The sequence below is a fragment of the Streptomyces sp. MMS24-W38 genome (assembly GCF_059889265.1).
Genome location: NZ_JCBCPP010000001.1, coordinates 4138326 through 4159759, shown reverse-complemented (window position 1 = coordinate 4159759; position 21434 = coordinate 4138326). Strand labels below are relative to the sequence as shown.

25 protein-coding genes, 1 tRNA gene and 1 riboswitch are annotated in these 21434 nt (G+C 69.7%); of the genes, 8 read left to right on the top strand and 18 right to left on the bottom strand.

From position 1 onward, the window contains the following. Nucleotides 1-33 precede the first annotated feature (33 nt). From AC6F7H_RS17885 to AC6F7H_RS17875, 3 genes are all read right to left on the bottom strand, one after another. Nucleotides 34-1122, bottom strand: coding sequence for an ABC transporter ATP-binding protein (locus tag AC6F7H_RS17885; protein WP_500757952.1), 1089 nt, complete (start codon nt 1120-1122; stop codon nt 34-36). Nucleotides 1123-1125: 3 nt separating this feature from the next. Continuing rightward, the gene (locus tag AC6F7H_RS17880; protein ID WP_500761896.1) at nt 1126-1890 is read right to left on the bottom strand and encodes an ABC transporter permease; all 765 of its coding nucleotides are present in this window, start codon (nt 1888-1890) and stop codon (nt 1126-1128) included. Between the two features lie 67 nt (nt 1891-1957). Next, nucleotides 1958-2743: an ABC transporter permease gene (locus AC6F7H_RS17875; RefSeq protein ID WP_500761895.1), complete on the bottom strand. Its 786-nt coding sequence runs from the start codon at nt 2741-2743 to the stop codon at nt 1958-1960. 403 nt (nt 2744-3146) lie between these two features. Between AC6F7H_RS17875 and AC6F7H_RS17870 the strand changes: the two genes are divergently transcribed. Beyond that, nucleotides 3147-5621, top strand: a complete 2475-nt coding sequence (locus AC6F7H_RS17870; RefSeq protein ID WP_500757951.1) for a transglycosylase domain-containing protein — start codon at nt 3147-3149, stop codon at nt 5619-5621. 38 nt (nt 5622-5659) lie between these two features. Here AC6F7H_RS17870 and sugE read toward each other — a convergent pair whose 3' ends face one another. The 3 genes from sugE to AC6F7H_RS17855 form a co-directional block, all read right to left on the bottom strand. Then, a complete protein-coding gene (sugE, locus tag AC6F7H_RS17865; RefSeq protein WP_500757950.1) occupies nt 5660-5980 on the bottom strand; it encodes a quaternary ammonium compound efflux SMR transporter SugE in 321 nt (106 codons plus the stop codon). 33 nt (nt 5981-6013) lie between these two features. Next, nucleotides 6014-6081: riboswitch (guanidine-III (ykkC-III) riboswitch) on the bottom strand. A 70-nt stretch (nt 6082-6151) separates the two neighbouring features. Next, complete coding sequence (locus AC6F7H_RS17860; RefSeq protein WP_202277633.1) at nt 6152-6508, bottom strand: GroES family chaperonin; 357 nt, start codon at nt 6506-6508, stop codon at nt 6152-6154. 49 nt (nt 6509-6557) lie between these two features. Then, on the bottom strand, nt 6558-6887 hold the full coding sequence (locus tag AC6F7H_RS17855) for a DUF3618 domain-containing protein (RefSeq protein ID WP_500757949.1): 330 nt from the start codon (nt 6885-6887) through the stop codon (nt 6558-6560). A 145-nt stretch (nt 6888-7032) separates the two neighbouring features. Here AC6F7H_RS17855 and bcp point away from each other — a divergent pair, with 145 nt between their 5' ends. From bcp to AC6F7H_RS17835, 4 genes are all read left to right on the top strand, one after another. Then, nucleotides 7033-7500: a thioredoxin-dependent thiol peroxidase gene (gene bcp / locus AC6F7H_RS17850; protein ID WP_500757948.1), complete on the top strand. Its 468-nt coding sequence runs from the start codon at nt 7033-7035 to the stop codon at nt 7498-7500. 134 nt (nt 7501-7634) lie between these two features. Then, the gene (locus AC6F7H_RS17845) at nt 7635-8273 is read left to right on the top strand and encodes an HNH endonuclease signature motif containing protein (protein ID WP_500761893.1); all 639 of its coding nucleotides are present in this window, start codon (nt 7635-7637) and stop codon (nt 8271-8273) included. After that, complete coding sequence (locus AC6F7H_RS17840) at nt 8273-8947, top strand: HNH endonuclease (RefSeq protein ID WP_500757947.1); 675 nt, start codon at nt 8273-8275, stop codon at nt 8945-8947. Before AC6F7H_RS17845 ends, AC6F7H_RS17840 begins: the two co-directional genes overlap by 1 nt. Before the next feature lie 15 nt (nt 8948-8962). Then, nucleotides 8963-9035, top strand: a tRNA-Leu gene (locus AC6F7H_RS17835). Nucleotides 9036-9084: 49 nt separating this feature from the next. On the opposite strand, the gene rdgB is transcribed toward AC6F7H_RS17835, so the two are convergent. From rdgB to AC6F7H_RS17815, 4 genes are all read right to left on the bottom strand, one after another. After that, nucleotides 9085-9687, bottom strand: a complete 603-nt coding sequence (gene rdgB, locus AC6F7H_RS17830; protein WP_500757946.1) for an RdgB/HAM1 family non-canonical purine NTP pyrophosphatase — start codon at nt 9685-9687, stop codon at nt 9085-9087. 59 nt (nt 9688-9746) lie between these two features. Beyond that, nucleotides 9747-10145: a hypothetical protein gene (locus tag AC6F7H_RS17825; protein ID WP_500757945.1), complete on the bottom strand. Its 399-nt coding sequence runs from the start codon at nt 10143-10145 to the stop codon at nt 9747-9749. Between the two features lie 138 nt (nt 10146-10283). Continuing rightward, nucleotides 10284-11021 (bottom strand): ribonuclease PH, encoded by a 738-nt coding sequence (gene rph, locus AC6F7H_RS17820; protein WP_500757944.1) that lies wholly within the window; start codon nt 11019-11021, stop codon nt 10284-10286. A 114-nt stretch (nt 11022-11135) separates the two neighbouring features. Then, nucleotides 11136-11369 carry a PTS sugar transporter subunit IIB gene (locus tag AC6F7H_RS17815; protein ID WP_363035727.1) on the bottom strand — a complete coding sequence of 78 codons (234 nt, stop codon included), beginning with the start codon at nt 11367-11369 and terminating at the stop codon, nt 11136-11138. 546 nt (nt 11370-11915) lie between these two features. Here AC6F7H_RS17815 and AC6F7H_RS17810 point away from each other — a divergent pair. Continuing rightward, nucleotides 11916-13166: a PTS transporter subunit EIIC gene (locus tag AC6F7H_RS17810; RefSeq protein WP_500757943.1), complete on the top strand. Its 1251-nt coding sequence runs from the start codon at nt 11916-11918 to the stop codon at nt 13164-13166. Nucleotides 13167-13270: 104 nt separating this feature from the next. Here AC6F7H_RS17810 and AC6F7H_RS17805 read toward each other — a convergent pair whose 3' ends face one another. Continuing rightward, entirely contained in the window at nt 13271-14020 is a 750-nt protein-coding gene (locus AC6F7H_RS17805; RefSeq protein ID WP_500757942.1) for an MBL fold metallo-hydrolase, read from the bottom strand. Nucleotides 14021-14240: 220 nt separating this feature from the next. Between AC6F7H_RS17805 and AC6F7H_RS17800 the strand changes: the two genes are divergently transcribed. Beyond that, nucleotides 14241-14768: a type II toxin-antitoxin system PemK/MazF family toxin gene (locus AC6F7H_RS17800; protein ID WP_500757941.1), complete on the top strand. Its 528-nt coding sequence runs from the start codon at nt 14241-14243 to the stop codon at nt 14766-14768. A 141-nt stretch (nt 14769-14909) separates the two neighbouring features. On the opposite strand, the gene AC6F7H_RS17795 is transcribed toward AC6F7H_RS17800, so the two are convergent. The 7 genes from AC6F7H_RS17795 to clpS form a co-directional block, all read right to left on the bottom strand. After that, nucleotides 14910-15860: a PLP-dependent cysteine synthase family protein gene (locus AC6F7H_RS17795; RefSeq protein WP_500757940.1), complete on the bottom strand. Its 951-nt coding sequence runs from the start codon at nt 15858-15860 to the stop codon at nt 14910-14912. A 6-nt stretch (nt 15861-15866) separates the two neighbouring features. Next, on the bottom strand, nt 15867-16154 hold the full coding sequence (locus AC6F7H_RS17790; protein WP_500757939.1) for a MoaD/ThiS family protein: 288 nt from the start codon (nt 16152-16154) through the stop codon (nt 15867-15869). A 124-nt stretch (nt 16155-16278) separates the two neighbouring features. Further along, nucleotides 16279-16374, bottom strand: coding sequence for a putative leader peptide (locus AC6F7H_RS17785; protein WP_323056066.1), 96 nt, complete (start codon nt 16372-16374; stop codon nt 16279-16281). A 96-nt stretch (nt 16375-16470) separates the two neighbouring features. Further along, the gene (locus AC6F7H_RS17780; protein ID WP_500757938.1) at nt 16471-16893 is read right to left on the bottom strand and encodes a M67 family metallopeptidase; all 423 of its coding nucleotides are present in this window, start codon (nt 16891-16893) and stop codon (nt 16471-16473) included. 96 nt (nt 16894-16989) lie between these two features. Then, nucleotides 16990-18417 (bottom strand): amino acid permease, encoded by a 1428-nt coding sequence (locus AC6F7H_RS17775; protein WP_500757937.1) that lies wholly within the window; start codon nt 18415-18417, stop codon nt 16990-16992. Nucleotides 18418-18879: 462 nt separating this feature from the next. Then, a complete protein-coding gene (locus tag AC6F7H_RS17770; RefSeq protein WP_500757936.1) occupies nt 18880-19482 on the bottom strand; it encodes a DUF2017 domain-containing protein in 603 nt (200 codons plus the stop codon). Nucleotides 19483-19538: 56 nt separating this feature from the next. Continuing rightward, nucleotides 19539-19856 carry an ATP-dependent Clp protease adapter ClpS gene (gene clpS / locus AC6F7H_RS17765; protein ID WP_109378457.1) on the bottom strand — a complete coding sequence of 106 codons (318 nt, stop codon included), beginning with the start codon at nt 19854-19856 and terminating at the stop codon, nt 19539-19541. A gap of 166 nt (nt 19857-20022) precedes the next feature. Between clpS and AC6F7H_RS17760 the strand changes: the two genes are divergently transcribed. Beyond that, a complete protein-coding gene (locus AC6F7H_RS17760; protein ID WP_500757935.1) occupies nt 20023-21375 on the top strand; it encodes a nicotinate phosphoribosyltransferase in 1353 nt (450 codons plus the stop codon). Nucleotides 21376-21434 lie beyond the last annotated feature (59 nt).

Here is a 21434-nt window from a genome sequence, read left to right as displayed (position 1 = left end):
GTCCCCTGCTCGAGGGCTACGAGCGGCCGGGGGCTACGAGACCGCCTGCCCCGCCGCGTCCGCCCGCCCCGTCCCGTCCGCCCGCTCCATCCGCTCCGTCCGCTCCGTCCGCTCCGTCCGCTCCGCGTACATCTTCCCGATCACCGCCTCGATGTCCGGCTCCCGCACCGACAGGTCGACCAGCGGGTACTCCGCCGCGATCCGCGCCACCAGCGGAGCCGCCGACTCCGCCGCCGGGAACGCCAGCCACTGCCTCGGCCCCTCCACCCGCACCACCCGCGCGGGCGCCGGCACGTCGATCGGGGGCAACTCCCGCTCCAGGTCCACCACCAGGGTCCGCTCGCTCTCCCCCGCCCGGTGCAGCCCGGCGAGCGGGCCGTCGTACATCAGCCGGCCGTGGTCGATGACCATCACCCGCGAGCACAACTGCTCGATGTCCTGCAGGTCGTGCGTGGTCAGCAGCACCGTCGTGGCCCGCTCGGCGTTCAACTCCCGCAGGAACTCCCGCACCTTGGTCTTGGAGACGACGTCCAGACCGATGGTCGGCTCGTCCAGGTACAGCACCTCCGGGTCGTGCAGCAGCGCCGCCGCGATGTCTCCCCGCATCCGCTGCCCCAGGGACAGTTGCCGTACCGGGGTGTCCAACAGGGCCCGCAGATCCAGCAGTTCGACCAGCCGCTCCAGATTCGCGCGGTACCGCGCGTCGGGAATCCGGTACATGCGGTGCATCAACCGGTACGAGTCGACCAGCGGCAGGTCCCACCACAGCGTCGTCCGCTGCCCGAACACCACCCCGATACGGTGCGCCAGCCGCACCCGCTCCCGGGTGGGATCGATACCGGCCACCCGCAGCCGACCGCCGCTCGGGGTGAGGATCCCCGTCAGCATCTTGATGGTGGTCGACTTGCCCGCGCCGTTCGGCCCGATGTAACCGACCATCTCACCGCGGGCCACGGAGAACGAGAGCGAGTCCACGGCCCGCACCCGCCGCCGCTCCCGCTTCAGGAAGCCGGTCTTCTTCCGTACGTCGAAGACCTTCTCGACCCGGTCGAGAAGGATGAACCCGCCGCCACCGTCGTCCTTCTCGCCCTCGCGCCGCCCGCCGTCACCGTCGTCGTCCACCGGCTAACTCCCTGTACTCCGATACGAACGAAGCCCCGCCCGCCACGCCACCCCCGCCAGCGCGCAGCACACCGCCGCCACCACCGGCGACACGAACGCCACCCACCCCGGCAGTCCGAGCGGATACGGACGGCCCAACACATAGGAAGCGGGCACCCAGTTGACGAAGGCGAGCGGCAGCACGAAGGTCACCCCGCGCACCAGTTCCTGCGCGAACACCGTCGGCGGATACTGCAACAGCGTCTGCCCGCCGTAGGTGAACGCGTTCTGCACCTCGGACGCGTCCTGCGCCACGAACTGGAACGCCGCGCCCGCCACGAACACCGCGCAGAAGATCGCCGCCCCGCTCACCACCGTCACCGGCACCAGCAGCAGCTTCAACGGCGTCCAGTCCACGTCCAGCGAGACGAGGGCCCAGCACAGGACGATCAGCCCCTGCAACAGACGGGCGACCCGGCGCAGCGCGAAACGGTCCGCGGCCACCTGGGCGAGCACCGGCACCGGCCGCACCAGCAGCGTGTCGAGCGTGCCGTCACGCACCCGGCGCCCCAGCCGGTCCATCGAACCCAGCACCAGGTCCGCGGTCCCGAAGGACAGCATGGACAGGCCGTACAGGAACGCCACCTCGGCCAGGACGTGACCGGCCAGCACATCGACGTGCGAGAACATCAGCACGATGCCGACGAAGTCCAGCCCGGTCACCACCAGGGACCCGACGGTCGTCAGTACGAACGACGCCCGGTACGCCATGGTCGACCGGATCCACATCCCCGCGATCAGCCCGTACGCGCGCACCCCCTGAACCGGCCCGCCACCGTGCACCGGCCCGCCGCCGTCAGCCACCCTGGACCACCACCCGCCGCGTCGCCGCCGACTGCACCAGCCGCCCCGCCGCCAGCAGCACCACCGCCCACCCGCCCTGGAGCACGAAGACCCGCCACGCGCCCGTCTCGCCCATCAGGACGTCGGCCGGCCCCTGGAGGAGCGCCGCCCACGGCAGCACCCGCACGACCTCCCCGAACAGCCCGGGAAAGACGTTCAACGGCAGCACCATGCCCGAGCAGAGCAGCCCCAGGATCATCAGCATCTGCATCACACCCGTGCCGTCCAGCAGCCAGAACGTGCTCAGCGCCACCAGGTACCGGATCGCGAAACTGACCACCGTCGCGAGCAGCACCGTCAGCAGGAACGCCGGCCAGATCAGCGGATCGCCGGGCAGCGCCACCGGGAAGACCAGCACCCCGAACAGGAAGGGGACCACCCCCCGCCCCAGCAACTGGAACCCCGACCGGCCCAGATCGTGCGCCAGCCACCACCACTGCAGGTCGGCCGGCCGGTACAGATCGATCGCGACCTCACCCGTACGGATCCGTTCCATCAGTTCGATCTCGAAGCCGCCGCCCTGAACGGCCAGCGTCGCGTACAGCGCCTGCCCCAGCCACACGTACGTGACCGCCTGCGCCGGCCCGTACCCCCCGAGGTCCGGCCGCTCGTTCCACAACGCCAGATACGTGTACACGAGGATCAGCCCGAAAACGGTGTTGGTGAACACCCCGGCCACCGTCGCCACCCGGTACGTCGCATACCGCCGAAAGCCCCCGGCCACGACGGCCAGATACAACCGAACCGAGCCCCCACCTGCGCGTACGCCGGTACTCGCGGCCACGCCCACACCCGCGCCCCCGGCCGCGTCCACACCTCCGGCCTCGCCCACCACCGCCTCCCGACCGCTCCGCGTCCGACACCGAAGCGCAGGATCGTACTGCCCGCGCCTGACGCCCTGCCAGGCATTTTCCGGCGACCTCGCGGGCAGACGACCCCGCACCGGAACCGGCCGGCCCACGGCCCTGCCCCGCACCTCGAGGGCCATACGTGTGAGAAGCCGCATGCGAGGCCGAGACGCGCCGTCGACAGGGAAGTGAGCGCCGGATGCGACAGTCCTCTATAAGAGGAATGCACGACGCGAATGTGAACTCATCACGCTTACCGCAACGAACACGGCGAAACAGGAGGCCGCACTCGACATGAGCGACGAGCCGCAGCCACAGCAGCACGGCCAGGGCTGGGCACCGCGGGAGCCGCGGGCCGCCGGCACCCCGCAGCACGGAACCGGGACCGGAACCGGGAGCGGGAGCGGAACCGGGGGCAAGCGGGTGCGCACCGGATGGCGCCGGTTCGTCCCCACCTGGCGGACGGTGCTCGGCGGCCTCCTCGTCGCCGCCCTCCTGCTCGTCGGCGGGTTCTTCCTCGGCTACAGCCTGGTGCACATCCCGTCCGCCAACGCCCTCGCCACCAAAGAGGCCAACGTCTACCTGTACGCCGACGGCTCCGTCCTCGCCCGCGACGGCGAGGTCAACCGGGAGAGCGTCAACCTCGACCTGATCTCCGCAAAAGCCCAGCACGCCGTCCTCGCCGCCGAGGACCGCGACTTCTACACCGAGTCCGCCGTCGACCCCCAGGCGATGATCCGCGCCGCCTGGAAAACCGCCACCGGCAAGGGCAAACAGTCCGGCTCGACCATCACCCAGCAGTACGTGAAGAACTACTACCTGCGCCAGGAGCAGACCGTCACCCGCAAGGTGAAGGAGTTCTTCATCGCCATCAAACTGGAACGCGAACAGAGCAAGGACGAGATCCTCGAGGGCTACCTCAACACCAGCTACTTCGGACGCAACGCCTACGGCATCCAGGCCGCTGCCCAGGCCTACTACGGCATCGACGCACAGGACCTCGACGCCCCCCGCGCCGCCTACCTCGCCGCCCTCGTCAACGCCCCCAGCCAGTACGACGTCATCGCCCACCCGGAAAACCGGCCCGCCGTCGAGTCCCGCTGGAACTACGTCCTGGACGGCATGGTCCAGAAGGGCTGGCTGAGCGAGACGGAGCGCACCGGCCTGAAGTTCCCCGAGCCGAAGAAAACCACCACCTCCACCGGCATGTCCGGCCAGCGCGGCTACATCGTGCGCACCGTGAAGGACCACCTGATCCGGAACAAGATCCTCGACGAGGAGGAACTCGACGCCGGCGGCCACCGCATCACCACCACCCTGCACAAGGACAAGCAGGACGCCTTCGTCGACGCCGTCAACGACAACCTGATGGACCGGCTCGACCCGGAGAACCGCAAGATCGACACCTACGTCCGCGCGGGCGGCGCCGCCATCGACCCCCGCTCCGGCAAGGTCGTGGCGATGTACAACGGCATCGACTACGTCAAGCAGTACACCCCCAACGCCACCCGCAGGGACTACCAGGTCGGCTCCACCTTCAAACCGTTCGTGTTCGCCTCCGCCGTCGAGAACGGATCCACCACCCAGAGCGGACAGCCCATCACCCCGAACACCGTCTACGACGGCACCAACGAACGAACCGTCCAGGGCTGGCCCGGCGAACGCTACGCCCCGGCCAACGAGGACGACCGCTCCTACGGCCACATCACCGTCCGCGAGGCCACCGACAAGTCCGTCAACGCCGTCTACGCCCAGATGGCGGCCGACGTCGGCTCCGACAAGGTCCAGCAGACCGCCGTCGACCTCGGCATCCCCGCCACCACCCCCGAACTGACCGCCTCCCCCTCCATCGCCCTCGGAGTGGCCACCGCCAGCGCCCTGGACATGGCCGAGGCGTACGCGACCCTCGCCAACCACGGCGAGCACCGCGCCCACACGATGATCGAGAAGATCACCAAGGACGGGAAGAAGACGGTGCCGCTGCCCGAGCGGAAGACCCGCCGGGCCGTGAGCCGCGAAGCCGCCGACACCACGACCGCCATGCTGCGCGGCGTCGTCCAGAACGGCACCGCCTCCGCCGCCCAGGGCGCAGGGCGCCCCGCCGCCGGCAAGACCGGCACTGCGGAGGAGGACAGGGCCGCCTGGTTCGCCGGCTACACGCCCGAACTGGCCACCGTCGTCTCCGTCATGGGCCAGGACCCCGTCACCGCCGCGCAGAAGGAGCTGTACGGCGCCATGGGCCTGTCACGCATCAACGGCGGCGGCCCCCCGGCCGAGATCTGGGCCCAGTTCACCCGGGAGGCGCTCAAGGGCCGACCCGTCAGCGACTTCGACCTCCGGCTCCAGAGCGGCGCCGAGCACACCGCACCGCCCACCGCGAGCGCCGACCCGTCCTCGAGCACCACGGACGACGCGTCCCAGGAGCCCGGCACGGACGAGAGCGTGAACCGGAACCCGGGCCAGGACGAGGACGGCACCGAGGGCGGGACCCAGGGCCGGACCGACGAAGGCACCACCGGCGACATCCCCACCGGCGGCGGCACGTCGGACAGCGGTACCGCACCCGCCGGTGACACCACGAGCATCACCGGCGGCCCCACGGGCAACACGGGCAACGGCGGCGCCCACGGAGCCAACGGCACGGACGGCACGGGTCGGACGGGCGGACCCCCCGGAACCGGCACGGACACCGGCAGAGGCGACCAGGACAACCAGGGCAACCAGGACGGCCTCACCGGCTTCATCCCGCAGGGCACCCGCAGACAGTGAGCGACCGGGAGCAGGTCACCGGAAACAAGCAACCGGACTCAGTGCCCCGAGGTCACCTTCAGCCCCACCACGGCGACCACCAGGAGAGAGACGAAGAAGATCCGCGCGGCGGTCACCGGCTCCCCCAGCACCACCATGCCCAGCACCGCCGCACCGGCCGCACCGATCCCCACCCACACGCCGTACGCCGTACCGATCGGCAGCGTCTTCGCCGCGTACGACAACAGCACCATGCTCGCGACGATGCCGCCGCCGGTGAGAACACTCGGAACGAGACGGGTGAAACCCTCGGTGTACTTCATACCGATCGCCCAGCCCACCTCGAGCAGACCGGCGACCACCAACAGAACCCAGGCCATGACAGGCACCTCCGGGACACGAAAGGAAACGGGGGTGCGTCGTCTTTGCCTTCACCCGGTACGGCGCGTCTCGTCGGGGCCCGGCGGGCCTCGCCACCAGGTCCGCCCACTCTAGCCAAAAACAGGGAAAAGGGCTGGTGACGATGGTCACCAGCCCTTCTCACCCCAGATCTACAGGTACAGCCCCGTCGAATCCTCCGAACCCTCGAACCGGTCCGCGGCCACGGCGTGCAGATCGCGCTCCCGCATCAGCACATAGGCGGTGCCCCGCACCTCGACCTCCGCGCGGTCCTCCGGATCGAACAGCACCCGGTCGCCCGGCTCCACCGTCCGCACGTTCTGCCCCACCGCGACGACCTCGGCCCACGCCAGCCGACGGCCCACCGCCGCCGTCGCGGGAATCAGGATGCCGCCCCCGGAACGCCGCTCACCCTCGCTCGCGTCCTGCCGCACGAGTACGCGGTCGTGCAGCATCCGGATGGGCAGCTTGTCGTGCCGGGGGTCGTGCTCGTTTCTCTTGGCGCTCACACCTGAAACCTACCTGCCTCCACCACGGGCGCACGCCCTCGGGTCCGGGTCAGCGCCTGCGCCGACGCGTCCCCAGGGTCAGCAGCCCCACGACGCCCACCACCAGGACCGCCACCGGCACGACCCGCTCCAGCCGCGGTGCGCCGTCCTCGTCCACGAACTGCGCCTTCACATCGCTCACCACACGATTGACCCCGACGTACGCCCTGCCGAGCGTGTGGTCGATGTTGGAGGCGACCCTGGCCTTCGCGTCCCCGACGATCGTCTTCGGGTGCACCCGCACACCGATCTCGTCGAGGGTCTCGGCCAGCACCGCGCGACGGCGGCTGATGTCCGCCTCGATCTGCGCCGGGGTCCTGGTGTCCGCCGTGTCCGCCACCGTGTCGCCTCCGAAATCCGCTGAAACCCGTACCTGTGCCGGACAGTCTGTCAGCTTCACGCCGTGCCGTACCGGCAGGGCACCCGGTTACCCTCGATCCCGGCACCTGATCCACCCAGCGCGTACGTACGAGGAGACCAGACCGATGAGCGAACGCCTCCAGCCCTCCGACGTGGCCCCGGCCTTCACCCTGCCCGACGCCGACGGCAACGAGGTGTCCCTGGCCGACCACAAGGGCCGCAAGGTCATCGTCTACTTCTACCCGGCCGCGCTCACCCCCGGCTGCACCAAGCAGGCCTGCGACTTCACCGACAACCTGGAGCTGCTGGCCGGCGCGGGCTACGACGTCATCGGCATCTCGCCCGACAAGCCGGAGAAGCTCGCCAAGTTCCGCGAGAAGGAGTCCCTGAAGGTCACCCTCCTCGCCGACCCCGACAAGCAGGTCCTGGAGGCGTACGGCGCCTACGGCGAGAAGAAGCTCTACGGCAAGACGGTCGTCGGCGTCATCCGCTCCACGATCGTCGTCGACGAGGACGGCAAGGTCGAACGCGCCCTCTACAACGTCAAGGCCACGGGCCACGTCGCCAAGATCATCAAGGACCTGGCGATCTGAGCCGACGAACCCCGACGACGGCTCGTACCGGACCCCCGGTACGAGCCGTTCGCTTTCCACGCGTGACCGTCCGATAAACGGTTCGTTACTCCGTACGAGGCCACGAACGGGTGGCCGGGATCGGAGGGGAACCGATCGGGGCCAGTGCATACACCAAGGAACGCCTGGAAGAGGCGGCTCGGGGGGCGCGGACGTTGTCGGAGGCGCTGGTGCGGTTGGGGGTGGATCCGAGGAGTCCGACGCGGGCTTACATCCGGGGGCGGATGAAGAGATTGGGCGTGGACGTTTCGCACTTCGAGCCCGATGGAGTGCGATGGACCAGGGACATTCTGCAAGCGGCCGTATCCGTCTCGACCAGCATGTGCGAGGTGCTGCGCCGCCTCGGGCTCGAAGTCGTCGGCGGTCAGCACGCGCACATCAGCCGCCGCATCAAGGCGTACGGCATCGACACCTCGCACTTTGAAGTGCCGACCGCGCGCACCCGGACAGGGAGGAGCGTCCTCTTCGAGCAGCCACCCAGTCGGGCCAGAGGTCGCGTCGACGGCAGTCGCCTTAAGCGCGCGATGCTTGAAGCGGGAATGAATGAGCACTGCGCCCTGTGTGGGCTGGAAGCCCTGTGGTTGGGAGAGCCGCTGCCGCTCGAGGTCGATCACATCGACGGCAACTGGCGGAACAACCGGATCGAGAACCTTCGGCTTCTCTGTCCCAACTGCCACTCGACGACGGACAGCTACCGAGGGCGTGGCACGGGACGCGCAAGGAATGGCGCCTGATGGGCAGCGGCGTGCTGTACACCCGTGAGCGCATGGCTGAGGCGGCAGCGCAGTGCTCCGACATCGACGAAGTCATCGTCTTCTTCGGCACTCGGCCCTACGAAACACTTCGGCGATATCTGTACAAGCGCTTCGAGCACTACGACATCGACATCTCGCACTTCCGCCACCAGGGCAGACTCACCAAGGGCCGCACGAGGCCCACAAGCAACGAACTACGCGCGACCGTCACGGCATCCACTTCCATGGCTGAGGTCCTGAGACGCCTGGATCGCCCCGACAACACCAGCCAGCGCGCCATGATGCGGTCATGGATCGCGGAGGAGCAGCTTTCGACCGCGCACTTTCTGGGACAGGCGCACCGGCGGGGGAAGCCAAGCTCCAATCCTGTGAAGAGTGCTGAAGACATCTTGGTCCAGCACAGCAACAAGAACCGCACGAGAACACCACAGCTCCGCCGGGCCCTACGCGAGATCGGTGTACCCGAACGCTGCGCCACGTGCGGCATCGGGCCCACATGGCGCGGCATGCCGATGACCCTGGAGGTCGATCACATCAACGGCGACTGGCGGGACGACCGGCGCGAGAATCTGCGGTTGCTCTGCCCGAACTGCCATGCGATCACCGATACCTGGTGCCGAGGTGGCCAGCGGCGGCATACTTCCGCCCAGTAAGGTAGAGCGGAGCTGGCGCCCGTACGCCAACGGCTGAGCGGCGATCTTTAGGTGGTCGTGTCTGTCGGTTCGAATCCGACCGGGCGTACAGACGGAGCGGCCCTGCACCTCGCCAGAGGTGCAGGGCCGCTCCCGAATCAGCCCAACAGCTCCCGCACCACTGGCACCAGTGCCCGGAAGGCCTTGCCGCGGTGGCTGATGGCGTTCTTCTCCGCGGCGGAGAGCTCCGCGCAGGTGCGGGTTTCGCCGTCCGGCTGGAGGATCGGGTCGTAGCCGAAGCCGCCGGTGCCGGCGGGTTCGTGGCGCAGGGTGCCGCGGAGTTGGCCCTCGACGACGCGTTCGGTGCCGTCGGGGAGGGCGAGGGCGGCGGCGCAGGCGAAGTGGGCGCCGCGGTGGTCGTCGGGGATGTCGGAGAGCTGGGCGAGGAGCAGGTCGAGGTTGGCCCGGTCGTCGCCGTGGCGGCCGGCCCAGCGGGCGGAGAAGATGCCGGGGGCGCCGTTCAGGACGTCGACGCAGAGGCCGGAGTCGTCGGCGACGGCGGGGTGGCCGGTGGCCTGGGCGAGGGCGTGGGCCTTGAGGAGGGCGTTCTCGGCGAAGGTGGTGCCGGTTTCCTTGACGTCGGGGATGTCGGGGTAGGCGTCGGCGCCGACGAGGTCGTGGGGCAGTCCGGCGTCGGCGAGGATCGACCGGAGTTCGGTGATCTTTCCGGCGTTGCGGGTGGCGAGGATCAGGCGGGTCATGGGGCCCAGTATTCCGGGCCCCGTTCCCTCTGTTGACGGCCGCCTCGGGCTACGGCGTGCTACGGCGTGCAGACCTTCGTCAGTTCGCCGGCCGCGTCGGTGACGGGGCTGATGTCGGGGGTGCTGTCGCCGTCCTTGACGGAGGTGCGGACGTCGGCGGTGGCCTGTTCGAGGTCGTCGACGGCCTTGCCGACGTCGGCGTTGTCGGTCTTGTCGCTTATCTCGCCGAGGTTCCGCTCGATGGAGTCGAGGGATTCCTCGAGCTGGGTGACGTCGTCGGAGGCGTTCTCGACGGCTTGTTGGAGTTCGGTGACGCTGTCGGCGATGGCGTCGGCGGTCCGGACACAGTCGAGTGCCTTGTCGACGGCGCTGCAGCCGGTGGTGAGTCCGGCGGTCAGTGCGACGGCCGCCAGTGTGGCGGCGACGGCTGTGGTGCGGCGTCGGCGGCTCGCGGCCATGGAACGGTTCCTCCTTGTCGGGCCGGGCGGCCCTTGTCGCTGGCCGGGCGCCCGGTTCGGTCCGTGCGTCCGTACTCCTTCAGACGCGGCGGTGGCCGGCGCGGTTGCCCGCGTCGGCCACGTCCCTTGGTGCGTCTTTTACCTTTCGAGGACGCTGTCGAGCGCGGCCTGCTGGGCGGTGGTCAGGTCTGCGCAGCCGGCGACGGCGAGGTCGAGGAGGGTGTTGAGTTCGGTGCGGTCGAAGGGGGCCGCCTCGGCGGTGCCCTGGACCTCGACGAAGCGTCCGTCGCCGGTGCAGATGACGTTCATGTCGGTGTCGGCGCGTACGTCTTCCTCGTAGCAGAGGTCGAGGAGCGGGACGCCGTCGACGATGCCGACGGAGACGGCGCTGACGGTACCGGTGAGGGGCTGGCGGCTGGCGCGGATGAGCTTGTTGTTCCTGGACCAGTTGATGGCGTCGGCGAGGGCGACGTAGGCGCCGGTGATGGCGGCGGTGCGGGTGCCGCCGTCGGCCTGGAGGACGTCGCAGTCCAGGACGATGGTGTTCTCGCCGAGTTGCTTGTAGTCGATGACGGCGCGCAGGGACCGGCCGATGAGGCGGCTGATCTCGTGGGTGCGGCCGCCGATGCGGCCGCGGACGGATTCGCGGTCGCCGCGGGTGTTGGTGGCGCGGGGGAGCATCGAGTACTCGGCGGTGACCCAGCCCTCGCCGCTGCCCTTGCGCCAGCGGGGGACGCCTTCGGTGACGGAGGCGGTGCAGAGGACCTTGGTGTCACCGAAGGAGACGAGGACGGAGCCTTCGGCGTGCTTGCTCCAGCCGCGTTCGATGGTGACCGGGCGGAGTTGATCGGGGGTGCGGCCGTCGATTCGAGACATGGCGTCGAGCCTAGTCGCATGCGGGAAGGGCCCCTTCCGGGGTGGCGGGCTCGCCGCTGCCTGGATGGGGCCCTCGAGAATCTGGGGTCTACCGGTTTCCGGGTTCGCCGGGTGTCACATCATGTCTTCGATCTCGGCCGCGATCGGGTCGGCGTCGGTGCCGATGACGACCTGGATGGCGCTGCCCATCTTGACGACGCCGTGGGCGCCGGCGGACTTCAGTGCGGCGTCGTCGACCTTGGTGGGGTCGGTGACTTCGGTGCGGAGGCGGGTGATGCAGCCCTCGATCTCTTCGATGTTCTCGATGCCGCCGAGCCCGGCAACGATCTTCTCAGCCTTGGTGGCCATGTTCGCTCTCCCTGATCCGAACCGCTTTGTCGCAGTAACCCACAGTTGACACATCTTCGCGAGCGACCGTGCCGCCTGCGCCGAAGGATCGCGTCACGACAGCGGAACCGCCCTCGGCTGGTCTACACCACCGGGAGGGCCGCCGCCAAACCCCGCCGCGGACGCCTCCCGTACTCCCGGGTACTCCCGTTGAAGGGGGCCGATGCGTACGCGGAGTCCCGCCGGCGTCGAACCTCCGGTCGGCCCCCTCCGCGAACGCCGGAACCGCATCCTCCAGGGCCCGCAGAAGGCGGGCCGCAGCCCGCAGTCGCCGATCAGGGTGTTGTCGGCGGCGGCCCCCTTTAAAGTGGAGCCGGTCGTTCAGGCCCTCGGACCATGGTTCCGGGGGTCTTTCGGCACCCCCTCGGGGACGGTTCCGGGGGCCGCGGGGCGGGCACTGCGCGTAGTGCTCCGGTTGCGGAATTCGCGGGTTCCTTATGCAGCCTTCATCGTGCTACAACAGGTCTACACCACTGAGTGGTGTAGACCACCACCGACGGAGGAAGTATGAGCACCGCCACCGCATCGGCGGCTCCCGCAAAGAAGCGGGGATCCGGCCTGATCCAAGGCCTGCAGAAGGTGGGTCGCAGTCTCCAGCTCCCGATCGCCGTGCTGCCGGCGGCGGGCATCCTGCTGCGGCTCGGCCAGCCCGACGTGTTCGGCGCCGACGGTCTCGGCTGGGACAAGGTCGCGGCCGTGTTCGCCACCGCCGGTGGCGCGATCTTCGACAACCTGCCGATGCTGTTCTGCATCGGTGTGGCCATCGGCTTCGCCAAGAAGGCCGACGGCTCCACGGCGCTCGCCGCCCTGGTCGGCTTCCTGGTCTACAGCAACGTCCTGAAGGCGTTCCCCGTCACCGAGGCGAAGGTGCAGGCCGGCGAGGACATAGCCGCGACCTACAACAACCCCGGTGTGCTCGGCGGCATCCTGATGGGTCTGCTGGCGGCGGTCCTCTGGCAGCGCTACCACCGCAAGAAGCTGGTGGACTGGCTCGGCTTCTTCAACGGCCGCCGCCTCGTTCCGATCATCATGGCGTTCGTCGGCACCGCGATGGGCGTCTTCTTCGGTCTGGTCTGGGAGCCGATCGGCGACGGCATCTCGAACGTCGGTGAGTGGATCACCAGCCTCGGCGCCGTCGGCGCGGGTCTGTTCGGCCTGATCAACCGCGCGCTGATCCCGGTCGGCATGCACCAGTTCGTCAACACCGTCTCCTGGTTCCAGATCGGCGACTTCACCAACGCCGCCGGCGACGTCGTCCACGGTGACCTGAACCGGTTCTTCGCCGGGGACCCGGACGCCGGAATGTTCATGTCGGGCTTCTTCCCGATCATGATGTTCGGTCTGCCGGCCGCCGCGATCGCCATCGCGCACGCCGCCCGCCCGGAGCGCCGCAAGGCCGTGATGGGCATGATGGTCTCCCTCGCCCTGACCTCCTTCGTGACCGGTGTGACCGAGCCGATCGAGTTCGCGTTCATGTTCATCGCCCCGGCGCTGTACGTGATCCACGCGGTGCTCACCGCCCTGTCCATGGCGATCACCTGGGCGCTCGGGGTGCATGCGGGCTTCACCTTCTCGGCGGGCGCCATCGACTACGGGCTCAACTGGAACCTGGCGACCAAGCCCTGGCTGATCATCCCGATCGGTCTGGTCTTCGCGGCGATCTACTACGCGGTGTTCCGCTTCGCGATCGTCAAGTTCGACCTGCCGACCCCGGGCCGTGAGCCCGAGGAGGAGACCGAGGACACCACGAAGGCGTGAGTGGTCCTCGTCGTCCCCGTACGACAGCGTGACCGAGGCCCCGGAGCCGTCAGGGAGGACGGCTCCGGGGCCTCGGTCGTGCGCGGCCTCAGACGTGCGCGGGCTCAGATCACGTACGTCACGCCGGGCGCCGCCAGTTCCACCGGGCCGTCGTAGACGGCGCGGGCGTCGGCGAGGTTGACCTGGGGGTCGGTCCACGGGGCGATGTGGGTGAGGACCAGCCGGCGGGCGCGGGCGCGGGCCGCCGACTCACCCGCCTCGCGGCCGTTGAGGTGCAGGTCGGGGATGTTCTCCTTGCCGTGGGTGAAGGCGGCCTCGCACAGGAACAGGTCGGTGTCGTGGGCGAGTTCGTCGAGCGCCCGGCACACTCCGGTGTCGCCGGAGTACGTCAGCGACTTCCCTCCGTGCTCGAGACGGACGGCGTACGCCTCCACCGGGTGTGCGACGCGTTCGGTGTGCACGACGAACGGGCCGAGCTCGAAGGTGGAGGGCTTGACCGTGTGGAAGTCGAAGACCTCGCTCATGGAGGAGGCCGAGGGTGTGTCGGCGTAGGCGGTGGTCAGCCGGTGCTCCGTGCCCTCGGGTCCGAAGACCGGGATCGGGTCGCAGGGACCTCCGTACCGGTAGTAGCGCGCCACGAAGTACGCGCACATGTCGATGCAGTGGTCGGCGTGCAGATGGCTGAGGAAGATCGCGTCCAGGTCGTAGAGACCGCAGTGGCGCTGCAACTCGCCCAGGGCACCGTTGCCCATGTCGAGAAGCAGCCGGAAGCCGTCGGCCTCTACGAGGTAGCTCGAGCAGGCCGATTCCGTGGACGGGAACGACCCCGAGCAGCCGACGACGGTGAGCTTCATGAAGCAGAAACCTCCGCTGGCGGGGTGAGGAAAACGGGGGTCGTGCGGTTCGTCGAGCGTAAGACGCAAAACCTTTGGTCGCTCCTCCGCCAGGGGCGGTTGTGGGGGAACTCACCTGTGCTGTCACCGGTTCGGATGGCCGCGGGTCGCGCGAGGCGTGTGAGGGGGCGCACGCCCGCGGTTCACGCCGGTGCCGTCGGGTGCCCGGTACCGTCGGGTCATGGACACGTCGTGGTGGCTCGCACTCGTCGCGGTGGTACTGCTCGCGCTGGTCACCACGCTCGTCGACGGCTGGGGGCGGGGGCACCGGCCCCGCTCCGAACGCCGGTCCGGCGCGCGCCGGACGCGGGCCGTGACGGCGGCGACCCCGGCTGCCCCGGTCACGACCGCGGCGACGGCGGATGCGGACGCGGATGCGGGCGGTGGGCCGCGGCCCGCGGAGATCTGGTGGGCCGACGTGCCCTACGAGGACGGGCCGGCGGCGGGGGCCGGGGCGTCGAAGGACCGGCCGTGTCTGGTGCTGGCGGTGCGCGGGGAGCGGGCGACCGTCGCGAAGATCACGACGCGCTTCCGGGAGGGGCGCGGCGAAGTGATCCCGCTGCCGGTGGGGGCCGTGGGGGATGCCCGGGGGCGGGCGAGCTTCCTGGAGACGGACGAGTTGCGCGAGGTGCCGGTGCGGGGGTTCCGGCGCCGGGTGGGGGTCGTCGACCGGGCGCTGTGGGAGCGGGTACGGCATCTGGCCCGGTGACCTCGTGGCGGGCGGGACGTCAAGAGCGCCGAAGGCCCCGAAGACCCCAGCCCCCTGGAGCCCCCGAAAACACCGGAGCCCCCGGGAACCCCGAAGGGGCCGGAGTGGGTCTCCGGCCCCTTCGCACTGCCCTGGTGGGGGTCACGCCCAGAGCTGGCCGTGGAGCGTGTCGATGGCTTCCTCCGTCGTGGCGGCGGTGTAGACGCCGGTCGACAGGTACTTCCAGCCGCCGTCGGCGACGACGAAGGCGATGTCGGCGGACTCCCCCGCCTTGAGCGCCTTGTTCGCGACGCCGATCGCGGCGTGCAGGGCGGCGCCGGTGGAGACACCGGCGAAGATGCCTTCCTGCTGGAGGAGTTCACGGGTGCGGGTGACCGCGTCGGCGGAGCCGACCGAGAAGCGGGTGGTGAGGACGGAGGCGTCGTACAGCTCGGGGACGAAGCCCTCGTCGAGGTTGCGCAGTCCGTAGACCAGGTCGTCGTAGCGCGGTTCGGCGGCGACGATCTTCACGTCCGGCTTGTGCTCGCGCAGGTAGCGGCCGACGCCCATGAGGGTGCCGGTGGTGCCGAGGCCGGCCACGAAGTGGGTGATCGAGGGGAGGTCGGCGAGGATCTCCGGGCCGGTGGTCGCGTAGTGGGCGCCGGCGTTGTCGGGGTTGCCGTACTGGTAGAGCATCACCCAGTCCGGGTGTTCGGCGGAGATCTCCTTGGCCACCCGCACGGCGGTGTTGGAGCCGCCGGCGGCCGGGGAGGAGATGATCTCCGCGCCCCACATGGCGAGGAGTTCCCGGCGTTCCTGGGAGGTGTTCTCGGGCATCACGCACACCATGCGGTAGCCCTTGAGCTTGGCGGCCATCGCCAGGGAGATGCCGGTGTTGCCGGACGTCGGCTCCAGGATGGTGCAGCCCGGGGTGAGCCGGCCGTCCTTCTCCGCCTGCTCGATCATGAACAGGGCCGGGCGGTCCTTGATCGAGCCGGTCGGGTTGCGGTCCTCGAGCTTCGCCCAGATACGGACGTCGGCGGACGGCGACAGCCGCGGCAGGCCCACCAGGGGGGTGTTGCCCACCGCGGCCAGCGGCGAGTCGTAGCGCATCCGGGATCAGGCCGTACCGCCGGCCACGGCCGGCAGGATCGTGACGTTGTCGCCGTCGGACAGCTTGGTGTTGATGCCGTCCAGGAAGCGGACGTCCTCGTCGTTGAGGTACACGTTGACGAAGCGGCGCAGCTGGTCGCCGTTGCTGTCGTCGACGAGGCGGGCCCTGATGCCCGGGTGCCGGGTCTCGAGGTCGGCGAAGAGGTCGGTGAGGGTCTCTCCGGTACCCTCCACCGCCTTCTGACCGTCGGTGTACTGGCGGAGGATGGTCGGGATACGGACCTCGATGGCCATGGCAGGGGGCTCCTGTCGGTATGTCGTCTGGGCGGTGGGCGCGCGGCGGCGCGAAGGGGTGCGTGGGCATGCCCACGCGGTGGGACCGCCGGGGCTCACGGGCCGTGCGGCGGGAAGCTCGGTGTCAACAGATGGCGCTGGCGAGTCTGCACAGGTCGACGTGCAGCCGCGCCACGAGCAGCTTGCCCGGCGTCTTGTCGCTCACGTCGTGGAGAACCATGAGCTCATCGTATCGATTCCCGATGACGGGAACCGAATGCCGTCTCACACTGCGGATGACTGACGACCGGTATACGGGAACGCGCAGATCGGTGCGTCAGTACGCCTCGACGACCTTGACCTCTTCCTCGGTGACTTCGCCGCCCACGATGCGGAACGAGCGGAACTGAAACTCGCCGAGGCCGTCGAGGTCGGCGGTGGAGACCAGGACGTAGTGGGCGCCGGGCTCGCCGGCCAGGTCGATGTCGGTGCGGGAGGGGTGGGCCTCGGTCGCGGTGTGCGAGTGGTAGACGATCACCGGTTCCTCGTCGTTGTCGTCCATCTCGCGGTACAGCTTGAGCAGGTCCTTCGAGTCGAACTCGTAGAACGTGGGCGAGCGGGCCGCGTTCAGCATGGGGATGAAGCGCTCGGGGCGTCCGGAGCCCACGGGGCCCGCCACCACACCGCACGCCTCGTCGGGGTGGTCCTTGCGCGCGTGGGCGACGATCTGGTCGTACAGGGCCTGGGTGATGGTCAGCATGAGGCTCAGGATAAGCAGAGGGCCGTCCCGTACCGAGGGGTGGTACGGGACGGCCCGGATGCCGGACGCGAAGAGCGCGGGCGCCGGATGTCCGTGTCAGCCGTCGATCTTCTCGAACTCCGGCTCGCGGCGCTCGGTGATGCCCGGGTTGCGGTTCTTGAGGACCGCCCAGCCGATCGCCAGGGCGGCCGCCCAGCCGGCCATCACGTAGAGGCAGATCCTGGCGTCCGCGTCGATCGCGATGAGGGCGGTGACGAAGAGCAGGAACACGATGGCGATGTAGGAGCACACCGAGCCGCCCGGTGCCGGGAAGGAGGAGGCGGGCAGCCGGCCCGCGACCACCTGGCGGCGGTAGAGGACGTGACTGACCAGGATCATCAGCCAGGTCCAGATGCCCGCGGCGGTGGCGATCGACGTGACGTAGCCGAAGGCCTTCTCCGGGACGACGTAGTTCAGGACGACGCCGATGCCCATGAAGACCACGGAGGTGGTGATGCCGAGCGCCGGGGTCTTGGTGGAGGACAGCCGGCGGAAGACGCCCGGCGCCTCACCGTTGTCCGCGAGGGTGCGCAGCATGCGGCCCGTGGAGTACATGCCGGAGTTGCAGGAGGAGAGGGCGGCGGTCAGCACGACGAAGTTGACGATGCCGGCGCCGGCCGGGATGCCGATGACCGCGAACGCCTTCACGAAGGGGCTGGCGTCGGCGGAGAACTCGGTCCACTTCACCACGCACAGGATGACGGTGAGGGCGCCGACGTAGAACAGGGCGATCCGCCAGGGCAGGGTGTTGATCGCCTTGGGGAGCGTCTTCTCCGGGTTCTTGGACTCGCCGGCGGTGACGCCGACGAGTTCGACGGCGAGGTAGGCGAACATGACGCCCTGGAGGGTCATCAGGGACGAGCCGACGCCCTTGGGGAAGAAGCCGTCGAAGGCCCAGAGGTTGGAGACGGCGGCGGTGTCCCCGGCGGCGCTGAAGCCGAAGGTGAGCACGCCGAGCCCGATCACGATCATGCCGATGATGGCGGTGACCTTGACCATCGAGAACCAGAACTCGATCTCGCCGAACAGCTTCACCGAGATGAGGTTGGCCCCGAAGAGGAGGAGCAGGAACACCAGGGCGGTGACCCACTGCGGGATCTGGGGGAACCAGTAGTTGATGTAGATCGCGGCGGCCGTGAGTTCGGCCATGCCGGTGACGATCCACATCAGCCAGTACGTCCAGCCGGTGAAGTAGCCGAAGAAGGGGCCGAGGAATTCCCGTGAGTACTCGGCGAAGGAGCCCGAGACCGGGCGGTAGAGCAGGAGCTCGCCGAGCGCCCGCATGATGAAGAAGATGATCACGCCGGCGAGGGCGTACATGACGATCAGGCTGGGTCCGGCCTTGGCGATGTTCGCCCCGGCGCCCAGGAAGAGACCGACGCCGATCGCGCCGCCGATCGCGATCATCTGGACTTGACGGCTGTTGAGTCCGCGTTCGTACCCTTCGCCGGGTACGGACTCCGTGTCGACCTGCGGTGAGGCCATGTGTCATGCGCCTTTCTCCATGCCGGTCCGGGCCGCTGGTGGGCCCCGGATCGGGTCTCGGTCCCCCCCGGACTGATGGAGCTGAGCGGGTCCGCTCGCACCTGGCCGGCGGTTGCCGGCCCGGTGGCGCACCCGGCGGACGTACAGGTGGTGTTCGCCGGGCGGTCGTGCAGATTTAACACGGCGGCACTATTGACCGGCCGGCCGACCTGTGACGCACACCACAGGGAGAAGCGGGCAAACGGCACCTGAAAAGCGCATAGGCAGCGGATGTTTTGGCATGACCATTGCCCGGATTTGAGCGTCCTCTGAGCGAACGCGTCAACGGACTTTTCCGGACATCCCGACCGGTTGTCCGGCATGGGCGGCGCCGCGCCGCCGAAGGCGCGGGGCGCCCTGCGACGGATGCGCGGTGCGGCCCCGCGACGGGCGCGGCGCGCCCTGCGGCATGAGGGTCGAGCCCTACGGCATGAGGGTCGTGACGAGGGTTTCCTGGAGGCCGCCGAGCCACAGGTACGCCATCACCATGGGCTTGCGCGGGTCCTCGTCCGGGAGGCGGAAGAGGAGGTCGGTGTCGTCCTCGTCGTCGATCTCCAGCCGGGAGCCGATCGCCAGGCGCAGGTCGTTCAGTGCGCCGAGCCACTGCCGGGACCCCTCGGCCGAGAGCTTCAGCACCGCCCCGCCCTCACCGGCCGCGGTGAGCTCGTCCAGGGAGCGGATCACCGCGAGGGCGTTGTCGCGCTTGCCGGCCCGCAGGTCGTTCTCGGTGAAGCGGCGGAACTCCGCGGAGTGCGCCCGCTGCTCCTCGGTGTCCCTGGGGGAGGCGGGTTCCTCGGGGTCGCCGTAGGCGTCCGGGAAGAGCCGGCGCAGCACCGGGTCGGCGGGCGGCTCGCTCGGGCCCTCGGCGAAGAGTCTGGCGAGCGGGTCGCCGGGGGTCTCCTCGGCCGGGCCGGGGCCGAGGAGCTCCATGAGCTGCACGGCCAGGGAGCGGATGATGGAGATCTCGACGTCGTCGAGGGCGACGGCCGCGCCGCCGCCGGGGAGCGGTTCGAAGTGTCCTGACATGGAGGCGATTCGCTACTTCCGGTCACGCGGGCGGGGGCGGGTCATGTCCGGCGGGGTCACTTCCGGTCCTGCTGGAGGGTGGCCCACAGGCCGTAGCCGTGCATGGCCTGGACGTCGCGTTCCATTTCCTCGCGCGTGCCGCTGGAGACGACCGCACGGCCCTTGTGGTGGACGTCGAGCATGAGCTTGGTGGCCTTGTCCTTGGAGTAGCCGAAGTACGTCTGGAAGACGTACGTCACATAGCTCATGAGGTTGACCGGGTCGTTGTGGACGATGGTGATCCAGGGGACGTCTGGCTCGGGTACGGCGAAGGCGTCTTCCGCCGACTCGGTGCGTTCGATCTCCAGGGGTGCGGGTGACGTCACAGTGCCCATGCTGCCACCGGAAGGCGCCGGGAGCACAAACCGGCCCGCGCGGGCCGCCATACGTCCGGGTTTCACCCAAAATTACCCCCGGGGCCGCGTCCGGGGCCGATCTCGGGCCGGTCCGGGACGCGGATAGAAATCGTCAGAGTGACGAAATGGGGGTAGCATTCGTCTCATGAACACAGCGGACCTTGGGCTGCCGGTGACTGTTCCGTCCACGGCGCTCTTCACCGACCACTACGAACTGACGATGCTGCAGGCCGCCCTGAACGGGGGCACCGCCGACCGGCGCAGCGTGTTCGAGGTCTTCACCCGGCGCCTGCCGGACGGCCGCCGCTACGGCGTGGTGGCCGGCACCGGGCGGGTCCTGGACGCGGTGGAGAACTTCCGTTTCGACGGAGCCGTCCTCGACTTCCTGCGCGAGAAGGACGTCGTCGACGAGCGGACCCTCGACTGGCTGGCCGACTACCGCTTCTCCGGTGACATCTGGGGCTACCCGGAGGGCGAGGTGTACTTCCCCGGTTCGCCGATCATGCGGGTGGAAGGCAGCTTCGCGGAGTGCGTGCTGCTGGAGACCGTGGTCCTGTCGATCCTCAACCACGACTCGGCGATCGCCGCGGCGGCCTCCCGGATGTCGTCCGCCGCCGGGGACCGGCCGCTGATCGAGATGGGCGCCCGGCGCACCCACGAGCTGGCCGCGGTGGCCGCCGCCCGGGCCGCGTACCTCGGTGGCTTCACCTCCACCTCGGACCTGGCGGCCGGCTTCCGCTACAACATCCCGACCGTGGGCACCTCCGCGCACGCCTTCACCCTGGTGCACGACAGCGAGCGGGACGCCTTCCGGGCACAGGTCGCCTCCCTCGGCGGCGGCACGACGCTGCTGGTGGACACCTACGACGTGGCCGAGGCGGTCCGCGCGGCCGTCGAGGTCGCCGGGCCGGAGCTGGGCGCCGTACGGATCGACTCCGGTGACCTGCTGCTGGTGGCGCACCGGGTGCGGCAGCAGCTGGACGAGCTGGGCGCCACCGGTACGAGGATCCTCGTGACCTCCGACCTGGACGAGTACGCCATCGCCTCCCTGGCCGCCGCGCCGGTGGACGCGTACGGCGTCGGCACCCAGCTGGTGACCGGCTCCGGGCACCCGACGGCCTCCATGGTCTACAAGCTGGTCGCCCGCGCCGAGTCCGCCGACCCGAAGGCACCGCTGGTGCCGGTGGCGAAGAGGTCCACCGGCGGCAAGACCTCCGTCGGCGGCCGCAAGTGGGCCGCGCGGCGGCTGGACGAGTACGGCGTCGCCGAGGCCGAGGTGGTCGGCACCGGGCGGGTGCCCGACGCGCTGGCCGACCGGCAGCTGCTGGTGGAACTGGTCAAGGGCGGTGAGGTGACCGCGACCGCGCGCGAGCCGCTGGACGTGCTCCGTGAGCGGCACCGGGCGGCCCGCGCCAACCTGCCGCTCTCCGCGACCCAGCTCTCCCGGGGAGAACCCGTCATTCCGACGGAGTACGCGCACGAGGGCTCGGGTAGCTAGAACTGCGTGTCCCGCCGCACGCGCCGCACTCGCCGCGCGCACGGCTCCCCGGCCGGGAC

Excerpts from the sequence above, each read along its gene's own strand:
- AC6F7H_RS17800 (WP_500757941.1), top strand. The coding sequence starts at position 14,241 with ATGGACACGTCGTGGTGGCTCGCACTCGTCGCGGTGGTACTGCTCGCG.
- AC6F7H_RS17815 (WP_363035727.1), bottom strand. The coding sequence starts at position 11,369 with ATGGCCACCAAGGCTGAGAAGATCGTTGCCGGGCTCGGCGGCATCGAG.
- bcp (WP_500757948.1), top strand. The coding sequence starts at position 7,033 with ATGAGCGAACGCCTCCAGCCCTCCGACGTGGCCCCGGCCTTCACCCTG.
- AC6F7H_RS17810 (WP_500757943.1), top strand. The coding sequence starts at position 11,916 with ATGAGCACCGCCACCGCATCGGCGGCTCCCGCAAAGAAGCGGGGATCC.
- AC6F7H_RS17840 (WP_500757947.1), top strand. The coding sequence starts at position 8,273 with ATGGGCAGCGGCGTGCTGTACACCCGTGAGCGCATGGCTGAGGCGGCA.
- AC6F7H_RS17825 (WP_500757945.1), bottom strand. The coding sequence starts at position 10,145 with ATGGCCGCGAGCCGCCGACGCCGCACCACAGCCGTCGCCGCCACACTG.
- clpS (WP_109378457.1), bottom strand. The coding sequence starts at position 19,856 with ATGGGCACTGTGACGTCACCCGCACCCCTGGAGATCGAACGCACCGAG.
- rph (WP_500757944.1), bottom strand. The coding sequence starts at position 11,021 with ATGTCTCGAATCGACGGCCGCACCCCCGATCAACTCCGCCCGGTCACC.
- AC6F7H_RS17795 (WP_500757940.1), bottom strand. The coding sequence starts at position 15,860 with ATGCGCTACGACTCGCCGCTGGCCGCGGTGGGCAACACCCCCCTGGTG.
- sugE (WP_500757950.1), bottom strand. The coding sequence starts at position 5,980 with ATGGCCTGGGTTCTGTTGGTGGTCGCCGGTCTGCTCGAGGTGGGCTGG.
- AC6F7H_RS17880 (WP_500761896.1), bottom strand. The coding sequence starts at position 1,890 with ATGTGGATCCGGTCGACCATGGCGTACCGGGCGTCGTTCGTACTGACG.
- AC6F7H_RS17870 (WP_500757951.1), top strand. The coding sequence starts at position 3,147 with ATGAGCGACGAGCCGCAGCCACAGCAGCACGGCCAGGGCTGGGCACCG.
- AC6F7H_RS17805 (WP_500757942.1), bottom strand. The coding sequence starts at position 14,020 with ATGAAGCTCACCGTCGTCGGCTGCTCGGGGTCGTTCCCGTCCACGGAA.
- AC6F7H_RS17770 (WP_500757936.1), bottom strand. The coding sequence starts at position 19,482 with ATGTCAGGACACTTCGAACCGCTCCCCGGCGGCGGCGCGGCCGTCGCC.
- rdgB (WP_500757946.1), bottom strand. The coding sequence starts at position 9,687 with ATGACCCGCCTGATCCTCGCCACCCGCAACGCCGGAAAGATCACCGAA.
- AC6F7H_RS17785 (WP_323056066.1), bottom strand. The coding sequence starts at position 16,374 with ATGGTTCTCCACGACGTGAGCGACAAGACGCCGGGCAAGCTGCTCGTG.
- AC6F7H_RS17780 (WP_500757938.1), bottom strand. The coding sequence starts at position 16,893 with ATGCTGACCATCACCCAGGCCCTGTACGACCAGATCGTCGCCCACGCG.
- AC6F7H_RS17790 (WP_500757939.1), bottom strand. The coding sequence starts at position 16,154 with ATGGCCATCGAGGTCCGTATCCCGACCATCCTCCGCCAGTACACCGAC.
- AC6F7H_RS17760 (WP_500757935.1), top strand. The coding sequence starts at position 20,023 with ATGAACACAGCGGACCTTGGGCTGCCGGTGACTGTTCCGTCCACGGCG.
- AC6F7H_RS17775 (WP_500757937.1), bottom strand. The coding sequence starts at position 18,417 with ATGGCCTCACCGCAGGTCGACACGGAGTCCGTACCCGGCGAAGGGTAC.